The sequence below is a fragment of the Dorea sp. 210702-DFI.3.17 genome, from assembly GCF_020560825.1.
GTDB classification, from domain to species: domain Bacteria; phylum Bacillota; class Clostridia; order Lachnospirales; family Lachnospiraceae; genus Dorea; species Dorea formicigenerans.
The window spans coordinates 1-11,836 of record NZ_JAJCNB010000050.1 but is presented as its reverse complement, the minus strand read 5'-3'; the positions used below and the strand labels follow the sequence as shown (position 1 = coordinate 11,836).

Annotated in this window: 12 protein-coding genes and 1 pseudogene; 3 read left to right on the top strand and 10 right to left on the bottom strand. The window is 43.5% G+C overall.

The annotated features are described in order from the left end of the window. Nucleotides 1-99: 99 nt before the first annotated feature. The 3 genes from LI149_RS14290 to LI149_RS14280 all read right to left on the bottom strand — a co-directional run bounded on the left by LI149_RS14290 (nucleotide 100) and on the right by LI149_RS14280 (nucleotide 3,614). The gene (locus LI149_RS14290; RefSeq protein WP_227143544.1) at nucleotides 100-1,656 is read right to left on the bottom strand and encodes an ABC-F family ATP-binding cassette domain-containing protein; all 1,557 of its coding nucleotides are present in this window, start codon (nucleotides 1,654-1,656) and stop codon (nucleotides 100-102) included. Nucleotides 1,657-1,770: 114 nt separating this feature from the next. Then, a complete protein-coding gene (locus LI149_RS14285; protein ID WP_117657561.1) occupies nucleotides 1,771-2,931 on the bottom strand; it encodes a cell wall metabolism sensor histidine kinase WalK in 1,161 nt (386 codons plus the stop codon). After that, nucleotides 2,928-3,614: a response regulator transcription factor gene (locus LI149_RS14280; protein ID WP_005335748.1), complete on the bottom strand. Its 687-nt coding sequence runs from the start codon at nucleotides 3,612-3,614 to the stop codon at nucleotides 2,928-2,930. Before LI149_RS14280 ends, LI149_RS14285 begins: the two co-directional genes overlap by 4 nt. Before the next feature lie 126 nt (nucleotides 3,615-3,740). On the opposite strand from LI149_RS14280, the gene LI149_RS14275 reads away from it, so the two are divergent. From LI149_RS14275 to LI149_RS14265, 3 genes are read left to right on the top strand one after another with little or no spacing between them, the layout of a single operon-like run. Continuing rightward, a complete protein-coding gene (locus tag LI149_RS14275; RefSeq protein WP_173785556.1) occupies nucleotides 3,741-3,851 on the top strand; it encodes a CD1871A family CXXC motif-containing protein in 111 nt (36 codons plus the stop codon). After that, entirely contained in the window at nucleotides 3,844-4,752 is a 909-nt protein-coding gene (locus tag LI149_RS14270; RefSeq protein WP_227143543.1) for a 4Fe-4S binding protein, read from the top strand. Before LI149_RS14275 ends, LI149_RS14270 begins: the two co-directional genes overlap by 8 nt. Before the next feature lie 40 nt (nucleotides 4,753-4,792). Beyond that, nucleotides 4,793-5,701, top strand: coding sequence for a TlpA disulfide reductase family protein (locus LI149_RS14265; protein WP_227143542.1), 909 nt, complete (start codon nucleotides 4,793-4,795; stop codon nucleotides 5,699-5,701). Nucleotides 5,702-5,935: 234 nt separating this feature from the next. Here LI149_RS14265 and LI149_RS14260 read toward each other — a convergent pair whose 3' ends face one another. From LI149_RS14260 to LI149_RS14230, 7 genes and pseudogenes are all read right to left on the bottom strand, one after another. Further along, nucleotides 5,936-6,295, bottom strand: a complete 360-nt coding sequence (locus LI149_RS14260) for a hypothetical protein (protein WP_227143541.1) — start codon at nucleotides 6,293-6,295, stop codon at nucleotides 5,936-5,938. Between the two features lie 206 nt (nucleotides 6,296-6,501). Further along, nucleotides 6,502-7,239 (bottom strand): hypothetical protein, encoded by a 738-nt coding sequence (locus LI149_RS14255; protein ID WP_227143540.1) that lies wholly within the window; start codon nucleotides 7,237-7,239, stop codon nucleotides 6,502-6,504. 60 nt (nucleotides 7,240-7,299) lie between these two features. After that, nucleotides 7,300-8,922, bottom strand: coding sequence for a recombinase family protein (locus LI149_RS14250; RefSeq protein ID WP_227143539.1), 1,623 nt, complete (start codon nucleotides 8,920-8,922; stop codon nucleotides 7,300-7,302). Between the two features lie 107 nt (nucleotides 8,923-9,029). Continuing rightward, a complete protein-coding gene (locus LI149_RS14245; protein WP_004849804.1) occupies nucleotides 9,030-9,215 on the bottom strand; it encodes a hypothetical protein in 186 nt (61 codons plus the stop codon). A 270-nt stretch (nucleotides 9,216-9,485) separates the two neighbouring features. Then, the gene (locus tag LI149_RS14240) at nucleotides 9,486-10,826 is read right to left on the bottom strand and encodes a virulence-associated E family protein (protein WP_227143538.1); all 1,341 of its coding nucleotides are present in this window, start codon (nucleotides 10,824-10,826) and stop codon (nucleotides 9,486-9,488) included. After that, nucleotides 10,711-11,451 (bottom strand): CHC2 zinc finger domain-containing protein, encoded by a 741-nt coding sequence (locus LI149_RS14235; RefSeq protein ID WP_227143537.1) that lies wholly within the window; start codon nucleotides 11,449-11,451, stop codon nucleotides 10,711-10,713. Before LI149_RS14235 ends, LI149_RS14240 begins: the two co-directional genes overlap by 116 nt. Before the next feature lie 47 nt (nucleotides 11,452-11,498). Next, nucleotides 11,499-11,836 (bottom strand): annotated as a pseudogene (locus LI149_RS14230) (hypothetical protein); the annotation flags it as partial.

The window sequence follows — 11,836 nt, the reverse complement described above, 5'->3', positions numbered from 1 at the left end:
AGAAGTGTCAAAGCCTCAATAATTACAATTTTATCCTTAACTTAATGACATTGAACTTTAAAAGTACTACGTCCCCATCATTCATTATCGGTGTCCCTTTTAGAACACTTTCGTTGTCCACTTACTCATATCCCACACTTCATTCACCACGTCCTGATAGAATTCCGGCTCATGACAGATTAAGAGTATACTGCCGCGATATTCCTGTAATGCTTTTTTCAGGGAGTCTTTGGCATCTACATCCAGATGGTTGGTCGGCTCGTCCAGAAGCAGGATATTCGTGTCTCTGTTAATGAGTTTACAGAGGCGTACTTTTGCTTGTTCTCCTCCACTTAATACTCGCACCTGACTTTCGATATGTTTTGTTGTAAGTCCGCATTTTGCCAGAGCGGAACGCACTTCATACTGGCTAAATGAAGGGAATTCCTGCCAGATTTCTTCGATACAGGTCGTGCGGTTCTCTCCTTTTACTTCTTGTTCAAAGTATCCGATTTCCAGATTTTCTCCCAGTTCGCATGTTCCGGACAGAGATGGAATGAGTCCCAGAATACTTTTTAAAAGTGTTGTCTTTCCGATACCATTGGTTCCTACAAGAGCAATCTTCTGTCCACGCTCCATGCTCAGGTTTAATGGTTTTGACAATGGCTCATCATATCCTGTCACAAGATCATGTGTTTCAAAAAGAAATTTTCCTGGTGTCTTTCCATAGCGGAAATGAAATTCCGGCTTTGGTTTTTCTGCTGCCAGTTCGATGACATCCATTTTGTCCAGCTTCTTCTGGCGGGACATGGCCATATTTCGTGTCGATACGCGTGCTTTGTTGCGCGCAACAAAGTCTTTAAGTTCACTGATTTCCTGCTGTTGACGGCGATATGCAGCTTCAAGCTGTGCTTTCTTTACTGCGTAGACTTCCTGGAAATGTTCATAATCTCCTACATAACGGTTCAATTCCTGATTTTCCATATGGTAAATGATGTTAACCACTTCATTTAAGAATGGAATGTCATGTGAAATCAGGATAAATGCATTTTCATAATCCAAAAGATAGCGCTTCAGCCATGCAATGTGCTCTTCGTCCAGATAATTGGTCGGCTCATCAAGAAGCAGAATATCCGGCTTTTCAAGTAATAATTTTGCCAGCAACACTTTCGTTCTCTGACCTCCGCTTAAATCTGTGACATCGCGTTCCAGTCCGAGATCCAGAAGTCCAAGTGCTCTTGCTACCTCTTCTACTTTTGCATCGATGGTGTAGAAATCATGTAAAGTCAGCTCATCCTGAATCGTTCCCAGTTCTTCCATCAACTGCTCCATCTGCTCTGAATCTGCATCTCCAAGCTGGTCACAGATTTCATTCATGCGCTGCTCTTTTTGAAGAAGTGGATCAAATGCTGACTTTAATACGCCGCCGATCGTCATTCCCTTTTCCAGTACTGCATGCTGATCCAGATATCCTGCATGGACATTCTTTGACCATTCTACTTTTCCTTCATCCGGCATCAGCTTTCCAGTCACAATATTCATAAATGTGGACTTCCCTTCACCGTTAGCTCCTACAAGTCCGATATGTTCCCCTTTTAAAAGACGGAATGAAACATCTGAGAAAATTGCCCTGTCACCAAAGCCATGGGTAAGATGTTCAACATTTAAAATACTCATTTTTACTTTCTCCTTTATCTGCAAAAATTGTTCATTTTATTACGATTAAAAATCACCTCAATAATTGTTCATTTTATTACTGATTGAAAATCACCTCAATAATTGTTCATTCTATTACTGATTGAAAATCACCTCAAGGATTGTACCTCCCGACGGATTGGACTTAACTGTAATACTGCCATCATGCACTCTCACGATCTCATGGACCAGTGCAAGTCCCAGTCCTACACCGCCAAGCTTTCGGCTTCTGGACTTATCCACGCGAAAGAATGGTTCAAATACACGCTCCCTGAGCTCTTTCGGGATTCCACTTCCTGTATCCGCTACTGACAGGTAAATGTGTTTTTGCTCCTTATATGCAGTTACTGTAACCTGTCCACCTGAATGATTATATTTTATAGCATTTTCAACAAGATTATATACCAGCCTGTAAATAAGGATATCACTTCCAACCATCGTTATATCCTTACATTTCCCAATAAGTTTTATATTCTTTTCCTGTGCAAGAGGTTCCAAATCCTCCAACACCTCATCAACAAGGTCATCCATGATAATTTGTTCATCCCGGCCTACCGTCTGAAGCTCACTCATATCGAGAAGTGTCTTTACCATCTTGCTTAGCCTGTCATTTTGTTCCGTCACCATCTTTATCATCTGTAAGGTGTCTGCATCACTGCCTGGATGCTGGGTGGAATGATATAGATCAAGCTGTACCTGCATTAAAGATAATGGGGTGCGAAGCTCATGTGCTGCATTTGCAGTAAATTGTCTCTGTACCTCAAATGCATCCTGAAGGCGTTCAAGCATCTTGTTATATGAAACACTAAGCTGATTCAGTTCTTTAATCTTGCTTTCTTCGATTCGCGAGTCTGCCAGATTTTGTATCTGCACCTCTTCTATTTTATCAGAAAACTCACGGAGTGGTTTGAGTGCGTGTCCACTTATAAAATATGTAGCTACCCCGCCAAGAATCGCCAATAAAGCTGAAATTATCAAACTGTTTTTTCTGTAGTCTTCTTTATTATTGTACACTTGAACAGAAAAATCATTTGCAAACTCATCCCACTTATCCTCTGGTATGCTAATATATATTTCTTCTGAATCATTCCCACTATTGTCTGCACTATCATCGCCCTGCGCATTAACAGCCTTCTGCAAAGAATCTATATAATACACACCATTTTTATAGACAAACATCGTCAGACACCCACATATGATTGCAATACACAATGTAGTGATACAGGTAAGTCTCCACTGCAGTGACATCTTTTTCATCGATCGGACTCCTCTCGTATTTTATACCCTTCTCCCACCTTGTTCATGATTACATCATGTCCAAGCACTGCTTTAAGCTTTCTTCTTAGTGAAGACATATGTACTCGGATAGCTCCACTAAAGCTATCCACGGAAGCATCCCAGACATGCTCCATCAATTCCTCCTGGCTTACCGGTCTGCCCAGATTAAGAAGCAGATATTCCAAAATACCTTTTTCTTTTCTTGTCAGGGAAATCTTTATTTCCTTTGCATATGCCTCACGCTTTATCGTGTCAAACTTAATATCGCCGCTTTCCAGGCATACATCCTTTTGTACAAATTTCCTTCTTGTCAGACTTCTGATACGAGCCTCAAGCTCCTGTAGATGGAACGGCTTTTCCATATAATCATTCGCACCTGCATCCAGCCCTTCGACCTTATCTGCAATCTGCCCTCTTGCCGATAATATAAGAACCTTTGTCTCCTCATTGCTCTGTCTTAGTTCCTTTAGGATTTCCATCCCATCCATGCCTGGCAGATTCAGATCCAGAACAACCAAATCATAATTCTCTGTCAGAATGCATTCCAGCGCTTCTTCCCCATCATAACAAGTATCCACCTCATACCCGGCATCATACAGACTTTTCGCAATTGCATCACATATTTGTTTTTCATCTTCAACTATTAATAATCTCAAAATCATTCCACCTGCTTCTTAACGAAAATTTCACACCAACTATTGTATAATACTGAAGTCAGCTGGTCAACAAATACAACAAACGAAAGGAGTAACAAAATCTTGAAGTGCAGAAAAATATCTCAATTTGTAATGCTCATCACGGGTATCTCTATGATTTGCTATGGTGCGTTCAGAGGTGAAGGAGATGTCGTGCTCGGCAAAGCAATAAAATTATGTCTGGAGTGTGTTGGAATTGGATAAGAAAACGAAATTATTATCAAAAAGAGTTGCCAAAATACGAGGATGGATACAGGCAGTTGCCACATTACTTACCAATATTCATATTCCCAATTTATTTAAGGGTAAAATATATCAAGGCAATATCAAAACTGTATGTGTGCCGGGATTAAACTGCTATTCCTGTCCTGCTGCGACAGGAGCCTGCCCCATTGGAGCCTTTCAGGCGGTTATCGGATCCTCCAGATTTAAATTTTCATACTACATAACCGGTTTTTTCATTCTGCTCGGTGTGACACTCGGAAGATTTATCTGTGGTTTTTTATGCCCGTTTGGCTGGTTTCAGGATTTACTTCATAAAATCCCCGGGAAAAAATTTTCCACAGCCCGGCTGAAACCGCTAAGATACCTGAAATATATAATCCTCATTGTTTTCGTTATTCTTCTGCCATTGTTTGTAACGAACTCTATAGGGATGGGGGATCCATTCTTCTGTAAATACATTTGCCCACAAGGTGTTTTGGAAGGAGCCATACCACTGTCACTTGGAAATACTGCTATAAGGTCTGCACTTGGAACACTTTTTTCTTTTAAATGCCTTATTTTAATTACAGTTGTTGTGTTGAGTATTTTGTTTTACAGGCCGTTCTGTAAATGGATCTGTCCTCTTGGAGCGATCTATTCATTATTTAATAAGATCAGCTTTCTTAATATTAAGGTCGAAGGCAGCAAATGTGTCGGATGCAATCTGTGTTCAAAGGCATGTAAAATGGATATTGATGTGTGCAAGACTCCAAATCATCCAGAATGTATACGATGCGGGGCTTGCATCAAGGCTTGTCCAAAAGATGCGATCCAATATCAGTTTCTGGGAAAAACATGCCCCAAAAAAGAACAGCAGCAATCAACCATAACCAACCGGTAACTATTAATTTTATTACTATTATTTTAAGGAGCAATTATTTATGAAAACAAAAAGAACATTTCTCTCTATTTTAACACTTTGCATAGCATTATTATTTACAGCATGTAGCGGGAAAGGAACTGCCGGCACAGAAAAATCTCAGAATACCAAGACTGAATCCGGCTCAGAATCTGCAGACGATTCCAACTCTAAACTGAATGATTTATATCAGCAGGAAAATCAGATCTTCGCAGATCATGAAGATGTATGGAACAAGGCATTTGGCATGATGAGTAAAAGTGCTGCGGATCCAAATGGAAATTATGCGGATTATCTGGCTGACACTATTGAATCAAACAAGGAGTCTTTTACAGATGACGAGCTGAAAACACTTACCGCTGATATTGAAGCTATCCGAAAAATCGAGGAACAAATCGCTGAGATTGAAAAGAAAAATACAGGATCTGATAACACCGATCAGAAAAACAGTTCCAAAGACGCATCTCCTTTCAAGAATTTCTCTGGTCAGGATTATGATGGGAATTCTGTTGATGAAAGCCTGTTTTCCAAAAATGCAGTAACTGTCATCAATTTCTGGTTCACCGGCTGCAAACCTTGTGTTGCCGAATTATCTAAACTTAACGAATTAAACGACGCAATCAAATCAATGGGTGGAGAAGTTGTAGGTATCAACACAGAAACCTTCGACGGAAACAAAACTGCTATAAAAGAAGCAAAGACTATTCTCGAAAAGCAGGGTGCTAAATATCGCAATCTTTCCATTGACTCTTCTTCAGATGCAGGGAAATATGCGTCCGATATTATGGCATTTCCTACAACAATACTGGTCGATAGAAATGGGAATATTGTAGGTGATCCGATGCTCGGCGGAATTGATAATCAAGATAACTATGATACTTTGATGAAACAGATTCAGTCTGTAATTGATGCAGACAGCACAAACAAATAATTCCATTCTGTTGTTCCAAACAATTAACGTTTGCGAAACTGTGGAAGCTCATAAAATAAGGCTTTGCGGATATGTGTGCTGCATACTTGCTGCAAACCCACAGCATCCTAAAACAACTGAGCACTTCTCTTCACAGCCAGGTATCAGAAATGGTATCTGGCTTTTATTTATGTACTATCGTCTCAACAATCTCACCGTCTCGAATTATTTCCAATTTTTCTATTCGTATTGGGATTAACCCTTCTCATCTTTCATGATCTGATATATACATCCAAACATTCGAATTCTATGTTTAAAATCATTCAAACGCTTTTTTAGTTTTTTATTCTCCATGAATGAATCTAAATCAAGTCCGTTTTCGATTTCTTCAAAGAATTTCGTTTTAGAAATCTTTCCATTAATATGCTGTATTCCAAGAATATGATAGCTTGCCCATTCCTCAAAACGAACATCTATAATCTCTCCATTTTCTAGATAGTATCGAAATATCGTTGGAATCAAGTATTGTTCTGAAAACTCTTTATACAGAGCCAGGCTTATATCAGACCAAGATGGCATAGTTTCGATTGTTAATAAATCGTTGCTATGTAACACCTCTCTCCTCCTTATTCTCATGTAAAAGAAAAGCGTCTGATATTTCACAGACGCCTAATCTCTTAATATGGACAGCGGATCGGAATACACCGGTCAATCTTCAATGGCTATTATTTGCCCCCAATCAGGAAGTAGGCTGTCCCGTCTACTTTTACTTCGCTTACGCAGGCTTCTCTCCTACATATATTATATTGTGACTACGGTTTTTAGTCAATCAAATTTTTTTGCTTTTCTGTATTGCTAATCTCTATAGCATTCTTTCGCTTCTTGGTCAACGTAAATGTTTGATATAGAATCAATCCATAGATGGCCATTTGTAATACTAATCTTACTGTGGTGTTCATCGACAAATACTGTTCTGCATACCTAATCATCTGATAATTATTGATTACAATTCGGATAATTCCCCAGATTGCTGCCACCGAAATCAAACGCGACCATATCTTATCATTCTTACAACGTATAAAATAGCAAAAGGATGCAATAGCACCTATGATGCTTGGAATTATTAAAGCAATTCCAACACAAACAAGTTGCCATGTTGCATATCTAATAATATTTTCAGATCCTGTTATACACATTGCACCAAAATACGCTACAATAACAACCCCCATCCTTTTTGGAGATAATGTGCCCTTTACAGCTTGATATAATCCATAAGTAAAAAATACAATCTGAATGATTATTCCCAATATATTAATCACAATAAGCTGAATATCACTGTAACCAACTGCCTGTGATTGCAGCGGAAACCTAATTATCATATCAATTATTGTAATTAAGAATGAGAATACAATAAACGCATAGAGAGCAATCATTATATAATTTGCACTCTTTTTTTCTATTACAGGATTTCTTTCTACCAATTTTACCATATCTTTTCCAGCCAGTAGATCGTCAAGACTTACATCCAGAATCTGAGATATTTTCTTTGTTGTAAGCAAATCAGGATATCTGTCACCCGTCTCCCTTAATTAAAGATATTGTTGGGTAAAAAAGAAAGGTCAGTCGATTTTGCCGATGAAGCGGTAGTAGATTTCTACTTCCTGCTCACGGCTTCCGTCCTCGCCCTTGACAGCTTCGTGGACGGTTATTTTTTCAATTAGAGTGTTCAGAAGTTCGGCGGTCAGCTCCACAGGGTTGACATACTGTTTCATCAGGGCAATCCACTTTTCAGCATCCGCTGCGGTCTGTACGGCGGCTTCCATCGTTTCGTAAAGCTGTCTTATTTTTGTTTCAAGCTCCTTTTGCTCGTTCTGGTACTTCTCGGACAGCATATTGAAGTTATACTCGGTTATGCGTCCGGCAGACCAGTCCTCATACATTTTAGCAAACAGCCCGTCAACCTCGGCTTTACGCTTCTCTGCCTTTTTCAGCTCCGCAGCCTGCTTTTTCTTCGCAGAGTTTCTTTCCCTGTCGTTGGCATTGAGCAGGCGTTTCAGCAGCTTGTCCTCGTCTTTCTGTGCCAGCATAGACCAGTATTGCAGTCTTGCAAGCACATAGGCATACAGTACATCATAGCGGATATAGTGCATGGAACACTGGCGTAATCCCTGCCCGTTCTTGCTGCAATGGTAGTACCCGTATGGGTTCTTATTCTGCTTGTTTTCCCCATAGGCTAAAGACCATCCGCAGTCTGCACATTTTATCAATCCTGCGAAAATCTGTGTCGTACCGTTTCTGCGTTTCCTGCGTCTGCTTGCAATCAGCTCCTGAACTTTTTGGAACACTTCTTCAGAAATGATGGCTTCGTGGGTATTTTCCACACGATACCATTCTTCCTGCGGCTTCCGCACCTTTTTCTTGTTCTTGAATGAAATGTTGCTCTGCTTGTTGTGAATGCTGTGACCGATGTAGGTTTCCTCTTTCAAAATGCTCTTGACCTGTGCTATCGTCCACGCATAGGCTTTTTCTGCGGGCGCACCGGCGTAGATATTGGCGAAAGTCCCGTATCTTTCATAGTTCAGCCAGCCGGGGGTAGGTACTTTTTCCTCCACCAGAATCCGTGTAATGCTGGCGGCTCCACGCCCGTGTACAGCAAGGTCAAAAATCTTCTCTACAATCCAGCGTGTTTCCGGGTCGATCAGAAGATGACCTTTTTTGTCCGGGTCTTTTACATAGCCCAGCGGTGCATAGGCTCCATAGTGTGCGCCATTGGCAAATCTTGTGTGCATGGCAGCCTTGACCTTTTTGCTGGTCTGTCGGGCGTGCATTTCATTCAGGATGTTTAAGAACGGTGCAAGCTCGCTTTCTCCGTTGATGGTGTCCACATTGTCATTGATGGCAATGTAGCGTACTCCCTTGCTGGGGAAATAGATTTCCGTGTACTGACCGGTCAGGATATAGTTTCTTCCCAGACGGGATAAGTCCTTTGTGACAACGCAGTTGATTTTCCCGTCTTCGATGTCATCAATCATCCTTTGGAAACTTGGACGCTCGAAATTTGTCCCACTCCATCCGTCGTCAATGTACTCGTCTACAACGGTCAGCCCATGCTCTGCGGCATACTGTCTAAGCATCATGCGCTGGGTCTGGATACTGCCGCTTTCCCCCTGTAATTCATCGTCACGGCTCAATCTCAAATATAGTGCAGTGTTATAAATCGTTGTATTGTATGGTTGTTTCACGGTTAAAAATCCTCCTTCTAAAAGAAACAACCCACGCTTATACAATACTCGCTGGTACAAGTATATCATAAGCGTGGGCTGATTGACAGTCGTTATTCCGTATTTTTTCAGGAAGCGGCGGCAGCGTGCTGGATCACATCTTCCAGCAGGCTGTCAAGCGGCTTCCCATCCTGTGCGAAATGCTCCGATACCTTGATACGGACTTTCCCCATGACAAAATACTGGGTGCCGTCTTTTTCGGTAAGCAGGGTGCCGCTGTTTTTGTTATTGCTCTCGTTTTTGCTTTTTGCCATAGGCAGTTACCTCCATAAATGAAATATGCCCGACAAGGGAATGTCAGACAGGTGTACAGCCGCAGACTGTCTCCGTGTCAACCAAACCGTGTCAACCGGCAGAAAAGACTTTGAAAACAATCCATAGGCGCTCTATTATTACTTTTTACTTTTTCTTTGATTTCTTGGTTGACATGGTTGACAAAGGAGAGAAATGCCCCAAATATCAGGCTTTTCCCCGTCAACCGGCTGTCAACCAAAGCGTCAACCAAACTGTCAACCGGTGGCTTTTCAGAATGGAAGTTCCATTTGCCGGGCTTCTTCTTCCGTGATTTCCTGAAAACCGTCCCCCTCCGGCGGAGCTTGGTTGACACGCTCCCAGCCTTTTTGAGAACCGTATTTCTTATACCGCTTCGGGCTTTTGTAGGCTACCCAGCCCTGTATGATGCCGCCCGCAATGCCGGTATTCATAATCTCGCAGATTGCCCGTGTCTCCCAGTCTGCCGGGGAATTTAAGTTCCCCAGCGCTTCCTCATAAAGCTGCTTGGAACATACCCTGTCGCCGGTGTAGTCCTCCAAATAGGCGTAGATCATGCCGGCCTGTGTGTCTTCCTGCATAAAGTCCTGCTGGTGGGCGTTCAGGTATCGGTTCATTTCCATGCTGAATGACAGCTTATACTTCCCACTGCGATAAACCGTCATGGCTTCCGCCCACATCTGTTCGATATACGCCCTCGCCGCCGCTTCATCGTCCAGTATGTGAACCTCCGCCCGTTCCGGGTACACCGTCACGGGGAGAAAGCGCCGGTTGCCGGTGCGGTCACGGGGCAAAAAGTCCTGCCGGTTGGTCGTCCCTCCAAATACACATTGCCGCAGCCGGTCTGCCGGATGTGTCTCATACGGCACTTTGTAGGTTTCTTTCTGGCGGCTTAAGAATGACTTGATTTCCTCAATACTCTTGGCGTTGGCTGTGGCAATCATCTCCGACATCTCGATAATCCAATGCCCTTGCAGCTTGCGGTACACATTTTCATCGTCCAGCTTTTTCAAATCGTCTGAAAACCATTCGTCCCTGCCTGCCAGCAGCCGGAAAAAGGTAGATTTCCCGGCTCCCTGACCACCAACCAGACAGAGCATGACCTCAAACTTGCTCCCCGGTCTGAATACCCGCCGGATGGCTCCCATCAGGAACAGTTTCAAGGCTTCATAGGTGTATTCGTCCGTATCGGCTCCCAGAAAGTGATGCAGGGCGTAACGGATGCGCTCTGTGCCGTCCCATTGCAGGCTGTTCAGGTAATCCCTGACTGGATGGTAGCGGTTTTCATTGGCAATAATCTTGATGGCGCTCTGCACCTTTTTCTCGCTGGTAAGCCCGTAATTTTCTTCCAGATACAAAAGCAGGTAGTTCATGTCCATGTCGGTCAGCGTGGTACTGGTGCGCTCCCAGCCCAGCGGCTTCACAATGTCAATCTGCTCCGTCAAAAGGTTCAGGCGCAGCGCCCCGCGAAACAGAGGGTCACGCTGGAACACCGTCAGGCAGTTTCGGATGCTGTTCTTCACGCCGCCTTTCTGCGTCCCCTCTAATGTTTCCCGGATTTCTGCCGGTGTCTGCGCCGGTTCCATTGTGTCCATCGTCCTTTTGACCGCTTCCTGCGTTTCCGGCGGCAAGCTCTGAAATTCGCTGTTCAAGCCGCAACACCTCCTTTCCCTGTGCGGCGATCAATGCCGCTTTTTCTTCTATTTCTCCGTATAACAAAATATCCAAAAGGTATTCTGTGTAGCTTATCCTCTGCAACGCTTCCACAAAAAGAGGATGCCAGATGGCATCCTGCGGCTGTGGGGCGTGTGCTGTTTTCCAATGCTCCAGCAGGCGCAGATAATCGCATAGCACCCGGAAACAATACCGTTCCGTTTCCTGAAATCTCTGCTCCGCTGATTTTTGTCGGGGCTGTGACCTGTTGTGACGCTTCCTATCTGGCGGCGCATTGCCGGATTTCTCATAGGAAACGCCGAAGTCCTCCGCAAGCCTGACCGCAGCTTCCCGTTTCCCCAATCCATGCAGCAAAGCGGCAAAGTCGATCACATCCCCGGAAGCCCCGCAGCCGAAGCAGTAAAAGCGGCTGTCCACTTTCATGCTGGGCGTGCGGTCATTGTGGAATGGACAGCAGACCATGCCGTTTCTCCCCACCCGGATTCCATAGAATGAAGCAGCCTGCCGGGTGGTAACAGACTGTTTCACCGCTTCAAATACATACAAATGCTCCCTCCATAAAAATACTGGTAGCGGTAAAGCTGCCGGTTATATCATAGCTCCATCTCATGTTTCTTTCTCTGTACTGCCTGTGGCTGCTCCCTCCGGCGCAGTGCGGTATCTACGGCGTTCTGCACCTGCCGTAGCCGTATGACTTCCTCCCGGAGTGGCTTGTGCTGCGGAGACAGTTCGGCATACTCTGTTTTTAACTGTGCGTATTCCTGTTTCCATGCTTTCAGGGCAATGGGTTTTCCGTCCAGTTTTTCTTTCAAAATACGGCGGGCGGCATAAAACAGCCGTAACTCCGCATCGTGGGATGTTTCAAATTTCTCCCTCTGGCGCAACTGGGAGGGGGCAGCGCAAATGTTCTCTAATCTCATTCTTCGGAACA